This is a genomic window from Thermorhabdus hydrogeniformans, assembly GCF_049310025.1.
Classification (GTDB): Bacteria; Bacillota; Thermosediminibacteria; order Thermosediminibacterales; family Tepidanaerobacteraceae; genus JBJYKD01.
In genome coordinates, this window is sequence record NZ_JBJYKD010000005.1 from 71,067 (window position 1) to 89,445 (window position 18,379).

The window sequence follows — 18,379 nt, forward strand, 5'->3', positions numbered from 1 at the left end:
TCATTGTCATCAAAAATCCATTGCATTGTGCTTTTTTGCTTGGTCAACTTATTAAGCAATTTATATGCCAATTACATTATCTGGCCAGCATTCAGAACTATTAAATCCCTGATTTCTCGGGAATTTGAGGCTTTTTTTATGGAATTTAACACTTCCTGGTTTAACAAAACTTTATACAAGCTCTTAAAGTAATCGCTTGAATCCGATTTATACGCTATCATAAATACCAGATCAACCTTATGATCAGCTTCCCAAATTACAGCCCTTTTTAACTTTGCAATGGCGATGGCCGGTTTTGTAACATGGTTTGGTAGACCGTGAGGTATTGCTATACCACCTTTCGATACCGTTTCACCCATTGCCTCTCTTTTGTATACATCAAGGAGAAACTCTTTTTCTACATAGCCGTACTTCTGCAACAAATCAACCAGCATATCAATGACGTCATTTTTTGTATATACATCAAGATCGTTTACTATCAACTCTTCTTTAACAAGCTCTTCAATTGAATATGTCGACTGTTTAAATGAACCCCAGATTATATTTTTAAGCCTGTTCATACCTTCTACCGTAAAGATTTCTTCCAAGGAAATATATGGGATATCTCCATCCATGGGGTTTATTGTCCCCACATAAGCAATAATTTGCTTATGCTTCTTTATTCTGGATATTTGGCTATCCATTTCTTCAGAAGATATTACGCCAACCGGAATAACTTCTATATTTTCTGACACTTCCTTCTTGAGAAAATCCTCAATATGGTTTTTCAATCGCAAAGCCGTACCTCTGCCCGTAATGCACACAGTAACAACGGCTTTTGGAATACTCGAATCTTGCACGGTTTTATAAGTTTTAAAATTATACATTTTGCTCTGCTCTAGGGCTGAAACGATTTCATCTAGTGTGGCATCCGGAAGTATGGCTCTTCTTACCGCCTCCAAAACCATGACTATGTCGACTCTGGCAACGGTTTTTACCGGGATTCCTGTCCTTTTTGTTATGATGTCTCCGAATGTTACCAGCGAACCCATATCCACCAGTAGAATACAACCCCTGCCCTCGTCTATCTTCCTTATAATATCAACCGTCCTGTCCAGTATCGACTCAGGGCTTTCATTTAAATCCATATCTATACCAACGGCGTGATTTACGCCCAACAATTTGTTTGCTACATCGGCCAGTGCTGTGGCCACATGACCATGGCTTAAAATTACGACTTTGATTTTGTTTTTTCTCATATCCTTTTCTCTGGAAAACAATCTGAGATAAGTTGCCATAAAACCAATCTCATCTTCGGGAAGTTTAATATCAAGGCTTTTATTTATTTCTTCAGCCATGACTGCCGCCACTTTGTATTCCAGAGGATAATCCTTCTTGACTTTGTCAAGCTGTGGATTAATTATCTTTTTGCCCTCTTTTATTCTCTCATAGGTCGTATTAAGGTGTATCGCCAGGCAGTAATAAAGTTCGTCCTGTATATTTTCGAAATAATCCTTTGCTATCTTGAAAACCCTGTCAATAATCTCCGCAAATTCTTTGCCGATGATTTTGCCTAGGTCTGCCTTTGAAAGGTATGACTTTGATTTAATTCTGTTTGCAAATTTATTGAGCTGCGTCTCCACTTTGCTTCCGATTATTTGGTATATTTCATCCGTGGCCAATCCTCTTCTCTTTAACTCTATAAACTTTTCTTCAATGTATTCGTAAATCTGCTCAGGTAAAGTATATCTATCCTGTATAATATTCACTTTGTTTGAAGCATCTGGAGTAACTATAAGCTCATGGGTGATATATTCTTCAAAATCGTAAATGAAATTGTCCGTCTTTTTAAGTTCTATGCTTACATAATGAGGCAGTTCTGAAACCCTTATTCGTATGATCTCACTTTTTTCGCCCATAGAGTTTAAAAATCCCCTGGCACACGCTACCTGAATATCACTCCTAAGCTGTCCAATATTTCCCGGACAATTGTAAACCATTAACGCTTTCACTGCGTCCGGGGAGACAATTACGGTTTTGTTCACCCTGGACGCTTCTTTTGCAAAGAAATGATTGATCAATTTGAAGCGTTCAGAAAGCGGCCTTTCATCCAATGACGGGAGTTCTATAACCATTGGGATTCTCCGCCTGAAAGTGATTAGCAGTGATGACTCGGGATTTTCTGTTGTAGCCGCTATTAACATGATCCTTGCGTTTCTCTCGTTTTCAGTATCTCCCAGTCGCCTGAAACGACCTCTGTCAAGAAGAAAAAACAGAATTTCCTGGCCCTCTCCGGGCAACCTGTGTATCTCATCGAGAAACAAAATGCCTCCATCTGCTTTTTCTACGAGGCCCTGCTTTTCTTTCTCCGCCCCGGTAAAAGCTCCTTTTTCATATCCAAAAAGCTGGGCCAACAAGAGCTGTGGATTATCAGCGTAATCAGCACAATTAAAGACAACAAAAGGAGTATTATTTTTAAACCTGCCCGACTGGATACCGAATTTGTACATTGCTTCCGCCAATTGGGTTTTGCCGGTTCCGGATGGCCCCAAAATCAGGGTGTGCAGGCCATTTGGGGGATACAGAATAGCCGCTTTTGCCTGGCTGATTTGAGTTCTCAGACTGCCGTCATATCCAATTATCTCTTCAAATGACAACCGGTTTAAATTCTTATTCTTTTCCCCATCTGCATAGAGGCTTACATTCCATGATACATTTTCTGAAACTTTTCCTGTAGCAGACCCTTCTTTTAAAATTTCTTCTACTACATATCTTGAAACCCTATATCCCTTGTCCTTTAGTTTTTTAGTTATCTGCCTTATTGAGGCATTATCGTGGACTGCACGTATATTTTCTATGTCCCTTATGATAAAAGGTCTTCTTCTTTCACGGGAATCCGGGATATTGTGTTCCAGTCTTAGCTGAGTAACTACTTCTCTCTTCACTTTCAATCTTTCAGCAATTTCTTTATCTGTTAAAGGGTTTTTCTTGTCTTCTTCCGCAATGATTTTTAAAAGCCTGTCCAGCAAAACAACCACCTCACACACTGCATGTCATGTTTTATTAATTATAACATTGTGTTGGGATATGTGGCCTGTTTTGTATTTAAATTAAGCAAATTTCCTGCCAGACTGATCATTTCTTAAACGAACAAACAAATTCCTACATCAACCAAACCAATACGAAAACATGTCAGGCTAGTTCCGTAAATACAAAAAAAGATAGGTTTTCTGTTTTCCCTATCTCTATTAAAGGTATGGTAAATACACATTTTGTTTATTTAAAAAAGCCGTTCCATTAAATCGTGCAGCCTCTCAAAACCAAGGCCCGCAAAAAACCAGAATGGGGCGTAATCAAGCCGAATTAAGCCGTCCATGCTGAAAAGTCTGTGGCCGTAATCCCAGGGACAGAGACCAGTGAGAGTCCGCAACGTCAGCCCGCTGAAATACTCCAGTATGAAAATAAATCCCGTCCACACGATACCCCTTATCCACCACGGCACCGACCTTATCCTGTCATGGACGGGCTCCAGAAACACCGCCATTCCGTAAATGGGAAACATCCATAGATACGTCCATGCCACAAGCGTTGGATCGCCCCTTAAGATGGAGCCCGTTCCTGTAAATATTATTTCAATCATCCATCCGGCAAAACCGTATATCAGAAAATGGTACAGCTTTTGTCTCATGAAACTAGTTTTCCCGCACAAAGCCTGCATTACTTATGGCGCTGTAAATTTCTTAACACCCTTACCGCCCATGACAGTTCATCCATTTTCAGCAAAAAGCCCACCAGCACATAGACAGTAGCCCCCGCCAGAATGGCGGTTCCCAGGTCCAGGGCCTGAAATAACATATCCTGCGGCACAAAGATGGAACTCATGTATGAATATATAAAATAAACCGAAACTCCCATAACCGCACATGCCGCCGCCGACTTGATGAAACCCGTCAGAATTCTCCTTCCGCCTATATTCCCTATCTTTTTCCTCAGGCTGTAAAAAAGCAGGAGTGTCCCAACTATGGCTGAAATGCTGGTGGCAAGAGCCAGGCCCCCCATGCCCATAAACCTCACCAGTATCAGGTTTAAAATAATGTTTACGGCCATGGCCAAAGCCCCGTTTATCATCGGGGTCTTTGTGTCCTGGAGCGAATAAAAGCCGCGGCTCAGGACGTCCCTCAGGCCAAACCCCACCATACCCACCGAGTAATACATAAGCGCCGTGGCAGTCATAAATGTGGCCCTTTCGTCAAAGGCTCCCCTCTCGAAGAGAAATCTTACGATGGGCACCCTCAGCACCACGGCCCCTACCGTCATGGGCATGATGACGGCTGCGACAAAACCCACGGCCCGCCCCAGGGCATTTTTAAAGCCCTCCATATCCTGCTTTGCCGAAAGTTTTGAGAGGGCGGGATAAACCACCGTGGCTACGGACACGGAAAAAAGCCCGAAGGCAAAGGCATTGAGCCTGCTGGCGAAGTTGAGGGCGGCGATACTGCCTTCGGCCAGGCCCGACGCCAGTATCCTGTCCACCAGGGTATTCAACTGACCCACGCCGGTGCCCACCACCACGGGTATCACCAGCACTCCCATGTGAATTAAGTCCCCATCTGTAAAATCCAGCTTGAGCAACAGCCGGAATCCCTTTTTTACCGCCGCAGGCAGTTGCACGGCCGCCTGCGCAAAAGCGGCCGCCACCGACGCCACCACAAGACCCCGGACCCCGACAATGGAACTTGCCAGAAGGGCGCCTATAATGATGAAGTTATACGGAATGCCTATGAGGGCCGGTGTGGCAAACTCCCGGCGGGACTGCAAAAAGCCGGTGAGTATATTGGACAGGCCCACAAACACGCAGATAAACATGGTAATGCGTGTAAGAGACGCCGCCAGCGCCAGGGTCTCGCCGGTAAAGCCCATGGCCACCAGCTTGACCAGCGGTCTTGCAAATATCGCCCCCAAAAGACTTACTACAGCCGATATGACCAGGACCACGTTAAAAAGATTGGCGGCAAATTCCGCCGCTTTTCTTTCACCATTCCTTGTCTCGATGTCGGAATAGACCGGTATAAATGTAGTGGAAAGAGCCCCCGCCACCGTGGCAAACACCACCGCCGGTACTGTCAGCGACACATAATACGCGTCGGATACGTGGGTGGCCCCGAATTTCATGCCTATCAAAAGCTCGCGGAAAAAACCCAGGACTTTGGAGACAAGCGTCCCCAGCATTACAATGGCGGCCGCTCTGGCCGCCCTGTTTGCACTGTATTCAATTCCGGTTGCCTCCACGCCTTCTGTCTTAAAGCCTTCCTTTATCAACCAGACCGACTCCTTTTAGCAAGTTAGCTTTGTGACCCCACTGTCTCGCCGATCTCTTTAAGAAAGCTTCCGCCTTGGTTTTATCGCCCTCGCTCTGGAATTTCTGCTTTACGAAAGGGTGCGAATCTTACGTTTCTTATTGTATTATTTTATTTCATACTTAGCAAGTTTAATTTTTTATAAACTATATGTTTATTTTATTGATGCCGTCACTTATAGACTATCTTGATAAAGTTTCACTATGAAGAACGAGGTGCGGTTACCTGATGTCAAAGTAACAACTAAAAAGGCTTTTAAAACCCATTTAGCTATGGCAATGTATAGAATTCCATACTAAAGAGGAAGGCTTCTTGAAAAACTTAAAAGGTCATCATCCTCCAATAAAATTAAGTTGAAAAAAACAAATACTCATCGGAAGGACGGACGATGACCCTATAAAAATCCAGATTAAAATTTCATAATTTAACATAAACGTTACCTTTTTAGTAAAACAGTTCAACAAGACCGGTCGATAATACCGGAACAAATGTTATTAGTATTAAACACAATAATAAAAGTAGATAGAATGGAATTGCCTCTTTGATAAAGTCTTTGATTTTGCATTTTGTAATTCCGCATGTTACGAACATAAGTGTTCCCATCGGTGGAGTTAAGCAACCAATAGCCAAGTTAAATATAAATATCATAGCAAAGTGAATTTCATTGATGCCGTATGCCGCCGCAACAGGTGCCAATAATGGAGCCAATACGATCATTGCCGCATTACCTTCGATAAACATGCCGACGATAATTAAAAATGTATTCACTGCGATAAGAAATATATACTTATTAGAAATCATGTTAACGATCCATTCCGTAACTTGTTGAGGAACGCGTTCCTTGGTTAGTATCCATGCAAAAGCAGACGCTGCGCCGACGATAAGCATTATGGAAGCGGTCCCGGTGATGGTTTCTTTTATACCATTTATAATATCTGCAAACTTCATTTCACGGTATATCATACCGAGCAATAGAGAATATACGATTGCAACGGACCCCGCTTCCGTTGGTGTAAATATACCAAGTCTTATACCCCCTATGATTACAACAGGTAAAAAAAGCGGTAATGCAGCATTTCCCAACGTGCGAAGGACATTATTAAATGTTATCTCCGTTTGACGAACAGTTCCGTATCCACGTTTTTTAGAAATAATCGCTACAAGTACCATCATAGAAACACATAGCAAAAGTCCCGGGCCTATACCGGCTATGAATAATTTCCCTATGGAAACATTTGTTATAGATCCATAAATAATCATTGCAATACCCGGTGGTATTAGCGGTGTAATAATGGCAGAAGTAGCAGTAACAACCGATGAAAACTCCTTTGAGAAGCCTTTTTTCTCCATCTCCGGCACCAACATTTTTGCTTCCATCGCGGCATCCGCAAGATTAGATCCCGAAAGTCCACCCATTAGAGTTGATAACAATACATTCACCTGGGCAAGGCCCCCTGTCATGTTGCCCGTAACCACCTCACAAAAGTCCATAATTCTCTTGGTAACTCCGGTATAATTCATGAATACACCGGCGCAAATAAAAAACGGAACAGCAAGGAGAGGTATACTCTCAATACCCGCGATTACGCGTTGCGCGATAATTTGCGTTGGGATATTCGGTGTAAGAGCAAAATACACGACTGAACCGGCTAGAATTGAAGCAAAAACCGGAACTTTTAAAAATAATAGTACGAGCATAATTACAGCCGCAAGGCCGATAACACTAATATTCAAGATTACACACCGCCCTCAAAATCGTATTTCTTTGATAATATTGTCATTACTACGATTAAAGTGTAGTTGATCATCATCAATACACAGCCTATAGGAAGCGCTGCATAGATTATTGAATATGGGATATCCAATACATTTGTTGTCCTTTTTGTATAAAATAACTGTTCTGCAAGCTTTGCTCCGTGAATCATTAAGTAAATGAGCACAAACATAACTACAAAATATCCCAGTACCTCTATTATCTTTTTTAAATATGGCGGCAGACGATCCACCACAAATTCGATAGCAACATGACTACCGCTTCGAAATGCGGCACTGGTTCCGAAAAAAACTAACCATACAAAACACCAAAGCTGAACTTCTTCCTCCCATACAAAAGGCCTGTTAAAAAAATAGCGCATTAAAACACCTAAAAACGTGATAATAATAAGCGTAATTAATGATAACCCGGAAATTAAAAGATCTATATTTAATAAATATATAAGTTTGTTTTTTCTCACCCTCATATTCACCCCTTTTATATATAATCCGGAGGCACCTGCCGCCTCCGGATACTGATAACCCACTTTTTCAATATAATTACTTCATTGCATCTTTTACAGTATCGTACAGTCCCGGGGACCATATTGATGTAAACTCTGGGAGAGAATAAAAAGCTCTTGCAGCCTCTTTGAACTCTGATATATCAGGCTCTATAACTTTGACGCCTTCAGCTTTCAGCTTTTCCAATGTTTCCTGTGTTACCTCTTCTTGAATCTTATTGTTATACACACCCGCCTCATTGCCCGTTTCAATTAAAAGCTTTTGCTGTTCTGGCGAGAGTGAATCAAAGAATTTGACCCCGCAAATCCAGGTAGTAAAGTTTTTAACATGTCCAGTTAATGTCAAATATTTAGCAACTTCATGGAATTTACCGTTATAAAGAACCGGTAACGGATTTTCCAATCCATCAATTGTACCCTGTTGAAGAGCTGTATAAACTTCACCCAGCGGCATGGGGGTCGGCGTGGCACCTAATACTTCAAAACCTTTAATTTGAATTGTATTGTTAGGAACACGAATCTTCATGCCTTTAAGGTCTGCTACGGTTTTTACAGGCTTTTTTGTAAGCAAGTGGCGTTCCCCGTAAATCCAGTTAGCCGTCAGCAGCTTCAGACCCTTTCTTTCAAGGATGGTAGATTGCCCTTTCCACCAATCACTATTCACCAATTTCCAGCACTGCTCCCAGCTATCGAAAAGATATGGCCCAAACGTAATACCGAAATCCGGCACCCCACGGTCGGCATAGAATGCTCCGTCAGCCAGTGTAATAACTGAAGAACCTGCCAGCATTTGGTCTATAAGATCATTTTTGGACCCAAGCTGGCTTGAAGGGAACAGTTCGACTTTAATACTTCCATTACTTTTTTCTTCCAATAACCTTTTCCACTCTTTACATGCAAGGTCCACCGGCTCACCAGGGTTATTTTCATAACCTATCTGAATAACCACCGGTTTAGTTTCTTCTGCAGACTGAGATGTCCCCGATTGGTTATTTTCTTTTGATGTTGAAGAAGATCCGCATGCAGTAAGTAAAGACAGTGCAATTAAGCTCACCAGCAAAACGGCGATAAATTTTTTCATAGTTTTTCCCCCCATATTTTAAATTTTAATTGAACTGTGCCATCGGCACAATTTAAGGCTCTGATCAATATCAGAAATCCTATCAATGCCCCTCCATCTACAATTAGAGAAATGCCGTTGATTAATCTTGCTGCATTCCGCTTATTGCTAATTAACTGACGCAATCACTTTTAAATAATTAACGGGGTTATTGACAATACGCTCGAAGTATTCAGGCAGCTGATCAAAGTCGATAACGGCCGATATAATAGGATCTACATTAATATGACCCTTTGAAATAAGCTCAATTGCTTCCGGGAAAAGTTTAGCACTATTTCTTGATCCCTTAATAACCAATTCCTTTTTTGTAATTGTAAAAGTGGGCAGCGGTACCTCCTCATGAGGATAACCTACAAGAGAAATTCTGGCAGTGTATCCTGCGTAATCAATAATGCTTCTAACCGCCTTCTCGGATCCGGATGCTTCAACAATTACCTCAGCCATTCTCCCGTTTGTGATGGATTTTATAGCTTCATTAGCATCACAGGTTGTTGGATTGATCACATAATCTATTCCTAACTTCTTTGCAATTTTTAACCTGCTATCAATCGGATCCACTAAAATCGGTATAGCTTTTAGATATCTTATATACAGTGCAGCCAGTATCCCGATAGTGCCGGCCCCGGTAACCACTACATATTTATTCTCCTTGATATTTGCTCTCTGAACCCCATGCATCGATATGGTAAGGGGCTCAACCATGACTATTTGCTCCCATGTCATATTCTCCGGAACTTTGTGTAAAAGATGAATATCATGGACTAAATATTCAGCAAACGCACCATTTTGATGGACACCGAGAACGCTGAGATTTTCACAGCAGTTTGTTCTACCGATTGAGCAGGGATAACATTGACCACAGTAGCGATATGGTTCAATGGCTACAGTGTCTCCAACTTTCAGCCCGTATTCGTTATCCGGTATATTCACTATCGTCCCTGCGGCTTCATGGCCGAGTATTCTTGGATATACCCCCAAAGGCGAAGTTCCTTTGTAAGCAGATAAATCAGATCCGCAAATTCCTGCTGAAACAATTTTAATCAGTGCCTTGTCTTTGTACTCCGGAATTTCACATTGTTCAATAGTAAGATACCTTGGTTTTTTTAATACCAATGCCTTCATTTTATTCACCTCGATATAGAGCTTCGTTTTAAGACAGATACCTCTGGGATTTCTCCTTAAACAAGCATGCTTGTTAAAAGGCATTTCCGCTTTTTACCAGGTATACAAGTGATTTTGAAAACAAAATTATTATTCTGTAACTTCATTAATATTTTACAAGCAATAATCATGCCAATTGAAAACACGCAATTCTTAACAAAATAATTGCTATTTATTTCAATTATGAATTTCTTTCTTTTCATTTTTGTAATAATTTAATTTCCTCCATAATGTAACCCTGCTGATACCTAACTTACTGCACAGCTCATCAGGTGTATAATGTTCGCTCAGCTGTCTTATTATCTGTGCTTCAATTTCCTTTAAACTTTTTATTTTATTTATTTCTATTATTTCGATGATTTTTTTTGGTTCGAATGTGGCAGCCTCTTCATTTAGTAAAGATGATACCAGATTTGAATCTACAATAGAATCTTCGCAAAGCACTACCAGCTTTTCGGCAAAATTCCTCAATTCTCTTATATTCCCGGGCCATTTATAGTTTTCAAGAATATGTACTGCTTCGTCTTTAAAAATAATTTCTCCGTTCTTTTTTTTACTGTATTTTTTAATATAATATTTCAAAATAGGCAATATATCTTTTACTCTCTCTCGCAGGGGAGGCAGATTTAATTTTAATACATTGATACGATAGTAAAGGTCTTCTCTGAATTTTCCCTGTTTGACCATTTCCAACAGATTCCTGTTTGTAGCGCATATTATTCGGACATCGATGGGTATAATTTTATCGTCTCCAAGTCTCATAATTTCTTTTTCTTGAAGGACTCTTAGCAATCTTCCCTGAATTTCTAAAGGCAGCTCGCCGATTTCATCCAAAAAAAGGGTCCCCTGATGAGCTAACTCAAAAAGACCCGGTTTCCCACCTTTTCGAGCGCCTGTAAAAGCCCCCTCCGCATAGCCGAACAATTCGCTTTCGATTATACTTGGAGGAAGCGAGGCACAATTAATGGACACAAAAGGACCACTTTTCCTTTCACTGTAATTATGCATACTTTGAGCAAATATTTCTTTTCCTGTGCCTGTTTCACCAACTATGAGTACATTTGAATTTGTGCACGCATACTTTTTAGCTTTATCAATTATTGACTTAATACTTTCAGACTCCCCTATAATATCCTCAAAATGGTGTTTAGCATAAAGGCCTTTTTTATATAGTGATGATCTTATTTTCCTTTCAAAATCCTGTATATTGCTGACTTTTTGTAAAGTAATAATATTTCCTTCATGCTTTTCTCCAGAATAAACGGGAATAACTTTAGCAAAAATTTCTATACCATTTATATCCGTAATCATTTCACTTCTGTCTGTATTAATTAATGTTTCTATATCACTATATCCTAAGTTTTGTTTTTGATTATAAATCGCTTTTGCAACTCTATTGCAAAAATTTATTCGTTTATCATTTGTAATTGAAATTACGCCTTCCTCGATGTTATCAATAATAGCATTTAGCTGTGCCGATCTTAGGCGCTCATGTTCTTTAGCCTTTACTATATTCACGGCCTCTTTGATAGCCGTCATAATTGATATTTCTCCTGAATCCAGCAATTCGGTAACAAGGTTGTACCTTTCGGCAAAATCCACCGCCAGTTTATCGCCCACCACAGCCTGGATACCTTGATTATACAAATTTTTTATTTCATCGGATATTTTCTTTACATTTTCACACGGACGCATGTATATTTTGACTCCAAACATTTCGTAATTAATGTTTTTTTCAATTAATATGTTAGCCCTGTTCACTACGCCTATTTTATTAACCCCTCTTTTTGCGACATTAGAAATGGCCTTCATGAAATCATTAATAGAAACCTTAATTTCTACAACTGATATTTCTTGAAAGCTGCTGCTTATCATCTCGGCTGTACCGCCTCTGCTTATAACTACGTCAATACCCTGATGCTTTTTGACAGCTTTCAGCCCTTCTTCCATATTTCCGATTTCGATAATTATCGGTGTATTGATACCCATATTTTTGGCCACTTTATAAGCTGATTCAGCGATATTTTTGTACGGTGCCACCAGCAATATTTTGCTCATAAATATCACCCTCGACCATCATCTTCGTTTTTCAGTAATTTTTTTATTACTATTGAAGAAATTAACACACGAAATAATTTGACAAACTTTATGAAAATCCTTCATAAACGAAGCCATCACTCTAGTTCCTGAAAAACCCTTATATACTTTATTATAGATTCTAAAAGCCCCCAATTTTTGACGGGAGCTTCATTAACTCCGGATCTTATCAAGTTATTCATAACCAAATATGACAATAAACGCCTGAGACTCCGTTAATATATGGCCTCTTATCTACGGTCGCCCCCCGGGCCCGATTGATGCTGATGGACTTATTAGGCCGTGAAAAGAGGCACATTATTTAAACAAACATTTTTGCGAAAGGGGTTTTTAAAATGGCCAAGGACATGAGAATCTCCATTGAATATTGCACGGCATGAGGGTACCTTCCCAAAGCCGTCAGTCTGACGGAAGGCATACTTAAACGGTTTAAAAACGATGTTAAGTCGCTGGAGCTTATTCCCTCCAGCGGCGGCGTTTTTGAGGTAACATTGGACGGGAAACTGATTTTTTCCAACAAATAGACAGGTAGATTTCCCGAACCGGGTGAAGCTTTTAAACCGGAACGGAACCGCCCGGCAGCATTCATGGCTCTTGTAATTCTGTCTTTTTTTAACTGATGAATTTATCATGTTATATATGTTTTTCCTGATATATGCTTTTCCTGATTAGCTCCGCCATTGAAATTCCCTGAACCCGGGCCATGGCTTTAGGTGAGGAGTACTGCTGTTCAGGAAGCTGGATCTGTAGTGTCAACTTGAGATTTATATCAGGATTCACCGGGGCTCTGGACCAAACCCTTTTCCAGGAGGTTTGACATTTCTTCCAGGGCTGCATCAAAGATGTCAGGTATTCCACCGCTTTTACTTTCAAGAATAAATTTTGTCATCAAAGCCTCCACAGCGCCGAAAATGATCACCGAAAGAATTTCCGGGTTGCACTTTCTTATAAACCCTTTATCAACGCCTTCCTGTATGATGTCTTTAATGCGTGCCGGAAGCTCTTCAAATTTTTTCACATGGACCATCCTGTCATGCTCCGCAAAACCCCGCTCGTTCAAAAGGACTTTTGCCAGGTTTGGATTTTTCTTCATCTCCGAAAAATGCATATTCATGATTTCCCGAATCTTTTCCACCGGACCTGTGTCTCTTTTTTTCAAATCTTCAAGAAAACTCACCCTCTTTTCATACTCTACCTGAAAAATGTAGTCAAGTATGTCTTCTTTTTTTTCAAAATAGTTGTATACGGTACCTACCGCCACCCCGGCCCTGGCGGCGATCCTGTCCACTGTAGCGTTGAAAAAACCGTTTTCCGCTATCACGTCTATGGCGGCTTTCCTGATCAATTCTTTCTTAATTTTAACCACCTCTTCCCGGCAAATTTTAACAATCCACTGAAACGTTTACAGATTTCCGGTATGTTCAAAGAAATTCCTCATCAATACGCTCCATTTTCTCCTTTCCCGGAACGTTTTCCGGCTGGCGCTTCTTTCTCGCTCTAATCTTTCTTTTTACCCGATGCGCTTCTGGAATTTATTTGCAGCCAGCACCAGCAAACCCATTCCAAAGAGTGCCAGAATCATGGACTCCGTCAGCAAATAGCGCAGGCCTATGCCTTTAAGTATTATGCCTCTGAGTACTTTCAAAAAGTACGTGAGAGGAATAAAATTGCTGATAAGATATACAAATTTCGGCATGGCATCCCGTGGAAACATAAAGCCGGACAAAAGTATATTCGGCATTATAAGGAACATCGAAAGCTGCATGGCCTGCAGCTGTGTATGGGAGATGGTGGATATGAAAAGCCCTATTCCAAGCGCTCCTAAAAGAAACATGACGGAAATACCAAAAAGCAGCAGGATATTGCCTTTTATCGGGACTTTAAACCAGAGGGTCCCCATGCCCACCGCCAGTATGAGGTCTACAAAGCCGATGATAACATAGGGAATAATCTTGCCCACCATCAGCTCCATTCTGGTGATGGGTGTGACAATCAGCTGTTCAAGGGTGCCTCTTTCCCTTTCTCTCACCAGAGCAAACGATGTGAGCATAAGCGTGATGTTCTGGAGTATTATCCCTATCAGCCCCGGTATGTTGAACCAGACGCTGTCCATATCCGGGTTATACCATACTCTGGGTCTCAAGTCAAGCACGCCCGGCATATTTCTGCCCTGCGTCATCTTCATGATACGCTCCGAGGCAATTTCCGTTGAAAACATCTGGGCCACAGAACCGGCGCTTGACAATATCACCTGGGCCGTGGTAGGGTCCGTGCCGTCCACCACCAGCTGTATTTGAGCAGTCTTGCCCTTGCTGATGTTCTTGGAGTAGTCGGGCGGGATGATAATACCCGCCTTTGCGCTTCCCTTATCGACAAGCATTCTAACTTCGTCTATGCTCTTTGCAAAATAGTTCAGATCGAAATACTGAGAGTTGGAGAATCTTTCCAGCAACTCACGGCTTTGCCTGCCGATGTCCAGGTTCAACACCGCTGTGGACACATGGTCTACATTGCTGGAAACCCCATAGCCGAAAAGCAAAAGCTGCATTATCGGCATTAGAAGTATTAAGGCCACCGTCCTCGGGTCGCGGCGTATCTGGATGAATTCTTTATTAATAATGGCCAGTATTCTTCTGGCATTGAGTTTCATTGTAATACTCCCTTCCATCCGCTATTATTTTATCTCTGTTGACACCTTATCCCGGCTCTTTTCCTCCACCAGGAAGACAAACACATCCTCCAGTGAAGGTGTCACGTGTTCGGCGCTGTGCACATTTATACCGGCGCCTTCCAGCAGCCGTCTTATGTCCCCCAGATAACGCCTCGCGTCTTCCACCACCGCATGAAGTCCGGCACCGTATACGGCCGCATCAATTACAAAAGGGGCCGATTTTAACAACTCAAGGGAATCCATGAGCCTGTCGCATTTTATCTCTACAATGTGGCCCTTCATTTTCTTTCTTTTCAGATTGCCGGGCGTATCCAGCGCCAGGAGATTGCCGTAATGTATGAACCCTATGGTATTGCAGTGCTCCGCCTCGTCCATGTAGTGCGTTGTCACCATAATTGTCACGCCCTTTTCCGACAGCCTGTATATCAGGTCCCAGAACTGCCTCCGGGCCACGGGATCTACTCCTCCGGTGGGTTCGTCCAGGAATAAAAATCGGGGGTTGTGGATAATGGCGCACCCAAGGGCCAGCCTCTGTTTCCAGCCACCGGATAATGTGGAGGTTATGTAATCCTCCCTGCCCACCAGGTCCGCCATTTCAAGGATTTCCTTTTTTCTTTGCCTCAAGACATCCTTCGGCACAAGATATACCCCGGCGTAAAAATCCAGGTTTTCTTCCACCGTCAGTTCCTCATAGAGGCTGAATTTTTGGGACATGTAGCCTACGTTCAACCTTATCTTTTCCGAATCTTTCACAATGTCGTAGCCCAGCACCTTACCCGAACCCGAAGTGGGAGCAATCAAACCGATAAGCATCCGGATTACCGTCGTCTTGCCCGAGCCGTTAGGGCCCAGAAATCCGAAAATCTCGCCTTCCCTTATGTCAAAACTCACATTGTTGACCGCCGTAAAATTCCCGAACTTTTTTGTGAGATTCCTTATCTCTACTGCATTAGGCACCCCGCCTCACCTCCATATCTTTTTTCATTTCCCTGACACTTGTTATAAAAACGTCTTCGAGGCTGGGGCTAATCTTTTTTATGTCAAGCGTTTTTATATTTTTATCTCCAAAATCCAGTGCCAGTCTGTCTCTGGCGTAATTAAAATCGCTTACGATTATGTGAAGTTCCTCGCCGTATATGTAAACATCTTCGACGTACGGCAGCTCGCCTGCATAATCCCTGGCTTTAAAAATGTTGTCAACGGATACCGAAAGCAATTCTCTTTCAAAACCCTTTATCATGTTTTCAGGCTTATCCAGCCGGATTATGTCTCCGTTATACATGAGCCCCACCTCGTCGCACCTTTCCGCTTCATCCATGTAAGGTGTACTCACAAATATGGTGGTGCCCTGGTTTTTCAGGCCAAACAGGATTTTCCAGAACTCCCGCCGGGCCACCGGGTCCACCCCCGTCGTGGGTTCGTCCAGGAAAAGGTATTCCGGGGTATGAATTAGATTGCAGGAAAGCGCCAGTTTCTGTTTCATGCCGCCTGAAAGCTGGTCCGCCAGTTTCCCGACATGCTCCGTCAAATTGCTGAAGGCCAGGAGCTCTTTTATCCTCTCCCTCCTCTCCCGCCGCGGCACCTGATATATTTCGGCGTAAAACTCCAGGTTTTCCATGACTGTAAGGTCTCCGTAAAGGCTGAAACGCTGAGGCATGTAACCTATATATTCTTTAAGCTGTTCCCCCTGCGCAGCAGTATTGTATCCTCCTACAAAGGCTTCCCCTTCGTCCGGTAAAAGGATGCCGCACAGCATCCTGATAGTGGTGGTCTTGCCCGCCCCGTCCGGGCCCACCAGCCCGAAAATGGTCCCTTTTTTTACCGAAAGGTTCATACCTCTAACTGCCGTAACGTCCCCGAAACGCTTCGTCAGCCTAGAAGTCCTTATGGCTTCATCCATGCTATCACCTCATTTTATTTTTATCTGCGCATCCGCCGGCATCCCTGGCTTTATGGCACCCGATGTGTCCGCTATTTTGATCGTGACTTTAAACACAGTATTTACCCTTTCTTTTTTGGTCTGGATGTTTTTTGGTGTAAATTCGGCCCTGGAACTTATTTCGATTACTTCGCCCTCAAAGACTTTATCTGGAAAAGAGTCTACGTAAATCCTGGCTTTCTGATGAAGTTTGACAAGCCCTATATCCGATTCCGCCACATATACGTCAAGGCGGGTGTCGCTTGTATCGAGGAGTTCCACTATGGGTGCGCCGACAGGCGCCATCTCTCCCTCGTTTAGAGATTTTACATAGACCACTCCGTCCACCGGGGATTTAATTACAGTCTTTTCCAACTGGGCACTGGCCTGCTGCATGGCAGTCACCGCCTGCTCCAGCTGTGTTTTTGCCATCTCCAACTCTTTCTCCTTTGCGTCCATCTGGGCCTCCGCGGAGGATACCGTCAGGTGGTAAGCCGCCTCGGCGGATGACGCCTGGGCACGGGCCACATCCCTTTCTTCAATGGAAGCTCCTTCTTTAAGCAGGCTCAATTTTTCCTTAGCCGCTTCCAGCTGGGCTTTTGCCACATCATAGGCCGTCTTGACCTCATCATACTTCTGTCTTGCCACCGCTCCTTCGTTCAGCAAATTCTCCATTCTGGTGAGATTTTCACGGGCGTTTTCAAAAACCGTTTCCGCCTGAGCCACCGCTTCTTCGGCCTGCCGGATTTCCTGGGGCCTCGGGCCGGATTCTATTTTTTCATACTGGGCTTTTGCCGCTATATAGGCGTTATATGCCTGACTTATCTGGTTTTGATTCTGTACTTTCAAATTTTCAATGGCCACTTTTACGGCATTTAATTTCGTTTCAGCAAGCTTTACGTTGTCCTGCGCCTGGAGGTACTGCTTTTGAAGCACTGTATCGTCGATTTTAGCTATGATCTGCCCTTTTACCACCCTGTCTCCTTCTTTAACATAAAGCTTGGCCAAAATGCCCGGAACCTCGCTGCTCACCACCACTGTGTTGTTCTCCACAATACCTGAAGCCTCGAGAAAAGTTCCCTCCGCCGTACGCTTTATGGAAGTCTCTTCTTTGCCGAAGAGGTTTACATAGAGAAGCGAAAAAAATAAAATAAGGATAATAATCGGCAGGATGAGATTTTTAATTTTTTTCGGTCCTGGCATAAGAAATTTCATTTTCTACCCTCCTATGTGAGTGAATGCTCATTCATTTATGAATAATTTTATACTGATCCTTACGCATTGTCAAGTTGAACGTGATAGTAAAAAGTGACTATAATCACAGACTGTTTCCCCTCATCTTGTATAATAAAATTAACAAAAAATTCGGAGGGTGAAAACAAATGGATATTATCAATCTGGAAAAAAGCGCAAATTTCTCAGCCGAAAAATTCTCCCCCAGCAAGCTCATCGAAAAAAAGGAAGTGCAGGTGGTATTGCTGGCCTTCGAGCCGGGGCAGGGAGTGCCTGCGCATAAAACCCCGGTGGACGTATTCTTCGAGGTAGTAAAAGGTGCAGTCGAGATCACTATAGGTGAAGAGACAAGAGAAGTGGCCGCCGGCAACATCGTTCTAAGCCCGGCAAATATCCCCCACGCCATCATGAACCGTTCCGGCGACAGGGCTGCCGTTCTGGTGTTGAAGGCCCCCAACCCCCAGAGTTTAAATCAATAATTTACGCAGTATATATGTGCGCCCCGGTAAACTTTTCGATTTACCGGGGCACATCCTAACCTGTGGCATAGCCAGGACCAAAAAGGTG

Annotated in this window: 15 protein-coding genes; 2 read left to right on the forward strand and 13 right to left on the reverse strand. The window is 42.6% G+C overall.

Features of this window, described 5'->3' with window-relative positions; translation table 11 throughout:
- Positions 1-71: 71 nt before the first annotated feature.
- From ACKX14_RS03800 to ACKX14_RS03835, 8 genes are all read right to left on the reverse strand, one after another.
- Complete coding sequence (locus tag ACKX14_RS03800; RefSeq protein ID WP_422444810.1) at positions 72-3,008, reverse strand: sigma 54-interacting transcriptional regulator; 2,937 nt, start codon at positions 3,006-3,008, stop codon at positions 72-74.
- A 251-nt stretch (positions 3,009-3,259) separates the two neighbouring features.
- Positions 3,260-3,667 (reverse strand): putative ABC transporter permease, encoded by a 408-nt coding sequence (locus tag ACKX14_RS03805; protein WP_422444812.1) that lies wholly within the window; start codon positions 3,665-3,667, stop codon positions 3,260-3,262.
- A gap of 29 nt (positions 3,668-3,696) precedes the next feature.
- Positions 3,697-5,298 (reverse strand): murein biosynthesis integral membrane protein MurJ, encoded by a 1,602-nt coding sequence (murJ, locus tag ACKX14_RS03810; RefSeq protein WP_422444814.1) that lies wholly within the window; start codon positions 5,296-5,298, stop codon positions 3,697-3,699.
- A gap of 482 nt (positions 5,299-5,780) precedes the next feature.
- Entirely contained in the window at positions 5,781-7,070 is a 1,290-nt protein-coding gene (locus ACKX14_RS03815; RefSeq protein ID WP_422444816.1) for a TRAP transporter large permease, read from the reverse strand.
- Positions 7,071-7,072: 2 nt separating this feature from the next.
- Positions 7,073-7,570: a TRAP transporter small permease gene (locus ACKX14_RS03820; RefSeq protein ID WP_422444818.1), complete on the reverse strand. Its 498-nt coding sequence runs from the start codon at positions 7,568-7,570 to the stop codon at positions 7,073-7,075.
- A gap of 79 nt (positions 7,571-7,649) precedes the next feature.
- Entirely contained in the window at positions 7,650-8,693 is a 1,044-nt protein-coding gene (locus tag ACKX14_RS03825; protein WP_422444820.1) for a DctP family TRAP transporter solute-binding subunit, read from the reverse strand.
- Positions 8,694-8,840: 147 nt separating this feature from the next.
- Positions 8,841-9,854: a zinc-dependent alcohol dehydrogenase gene (locus ACKX14_RS03830; RefSeq protein ID WP_422444822.1), complete on the reverse strand. Its 1,014-nt coding sequence runs from the start codon at positions 9,852-9,854 to the stop codon at positions 8,841-8,843.
- Positions 9,855-10,070: 216 nt separating this feature from the next.
- Positions 10,071-11,951 (reverse strand): sigma 54-interacting transcriptional regulator, encoded by a 1,881-nt coding sequence (locus ACKX14_RS03835; protein WP_422444824.1) that lies wholly within the window; start codon positions 11,949-11,951, stop codon positions 10,071-10,073.
- Between the two features lie 386 nt (positions 11,952-12,337).
- Between ACKX14_RS03835 and ACKX14_RS03840 the strand changes: the two genes are divergently transcribed.
- Complete coding sequence (locus ACKX14_RS03840; RefSeq protein WP_422444921.1) at positions 12,338-12,514, forward strand: SelT/SelW/SelH family protein; 177 nt, start codon at positions 12,338-12,340, stop codon at positions 12,512-12,514.
- A 245-nt stretch (positions 12,515-12,759) separates the two neighbouring features.
- Here the strand turns inward: ACKX14_RS03840 and ACKX14_RS03845 are convergent, their stop codons facing one another.
- The 5 genes from ACKX14_RS03845 to ACKX14_RS03865 all read right to left on the reverse strand — a co-directional run bounded on the left by ACKX14_RS03845 (position 12,760) and on the right by ACKX14_RS03865 (position 17,794).
- The gene (locus ACKX14_RS03845) at positions 12,760-13,356 is read right to left on the reverse strand and encodes a TetR/AcrR family transcriptional regulator (RefSeq protein WP_422444826.1); all 597 of its coding nucleotides are present in this window, start codon (positions 13,354-13,356) and stop codon (positions 12,760-12,762) included.
- Positions 13,357-13,500: 144 nt separating this feature from the next.
- Complete coding sequence (locus ACKX14_RS03850) at positions 13,501-14,640, reverse strand: ABC transporter permease (protein WP_422444828.1); 1,140 nt, start codon at positions 14,638-14,640, stop codon at positions 13,501-13,503.
- 24 nt (positions 14,641-14,664) lie between these two features.
- Positions 14,665-15,618: an ABC transporter ATP-binding protein gene (locus ACKX14_RS03855; RefSeq protein WP_422444830.1), complete on the reverse strand. Its 954-nt coding sequence runs from the start codon at positions 15,616-15,618 to the stop codon at positions 14,665-14,667.
- Positions 15,611-16,561 (reverse strand): ABC transporter ATP-binding protein, encoded by a 951-nt coding sequence (locus ACKX14_RS03860; RefSeq protein WP_422444832.1) that lies wholly within the window; start codon positions 16,559-16,561, stop codon positions 15,611-15,613. The genes ACKX14_RS03855 and ACKX14_RS03860 overlap by 8 nt, the downstream gene beginning before the upstream one ends.
- Positions 16,562-16,570: 9 nt before the next feature.
- Positions 16,571-17,794, reverse strand: coding sequence for an HlyD family secretion protein (locus tag ACKX14_RS03865; RefSeq protein WP_422444834.1), 1,224 nt, complete (start codon positions 17,792-17,794; stop codon positions 16,571-16,573).
- 167 nt (positions 17,795-17,961) lie between these two features.
- Here ACKX14_RS03865 and ACKX14_RS03870 point away from each other — a divergent pair, with 167 nt between their 5' ends.
- Positions 17,962-18,291: a cupin domain-containing protein gene (locus ACKX14_RS03870; protein ID WP_422444836.1), complete on the forward strand. Its 330-nt coding sequence runs from the start codon at positions 17,962-17,964 to the stop codon at positions 18,289-18,291.
- Positions 18,292-18,379 lie beyond the last annotated feature (88 nt).

What these genes read in the sequence shown, in the direction of transcription:
- ACKX14_RS03830 (WP_422444822.1), bottom strand. Translation starts at nt 9,854, where the DNA reads ATGAAGGCATTGGTATTAAAAAAACCAAGGTATCTTACTATTGAACAA.
- ACKX14_RS03860 (WP_422444832.1), bottom strand. Translation starts at nt 16,561, where the DNA reads ATGGATGAAGCCATAAGGACTTCTAGGCTGACGAAGCGTTTCGGGGAC.
- ACKX14_RS03865 (WP_422444834.1), bottom strand. Translation starts at nt 17,794, where the DNA reads ATGAAATTTCTTATGCCAGGACCGAAAAAAATTAAAAATCTCATCCTG.
- ACKX14_RS03870 (WP_422444836.1), top strand. Translation starts at nt 17,962, where the DNA reads ATGGATATTATCAATCTGGAAAAAAGCGCAAATTTCTCAGCCGAAAAA.
- ACKX14_RS03825 (WP_422444820.1), bottom strand. Translation starts at nt 8,693, where the DNA reads ATGAAAAAATTTATCGCCGTTTTGCTGGTGAGCTTAATTGCACTGTCT.
- ACKX14_RS03850 (WP_422444828.1), bottom strand. Translation starts at nt 14,640, where the DNA reads ATGAAACTCAATGCCAGAAGAATACTGGCCATTATTAATAAAGAATTC.
- ACKX14_RS03805 (WP_422444812.1), bottom strand. Translation starts at nt 3,667, where the DNA reads ATGAGACAAAAGCTGTACCATTTTCTGATATACGGTTTTGCCGGATGG.
- ACKX14_RS03835 (WP_422444824.1), bottom strand. Translation starts at nt 11,951, where the DNA reads ATGAGCAAAATATTGCTGGTGGCACCGTACAAAAATATCGCTGAATCA.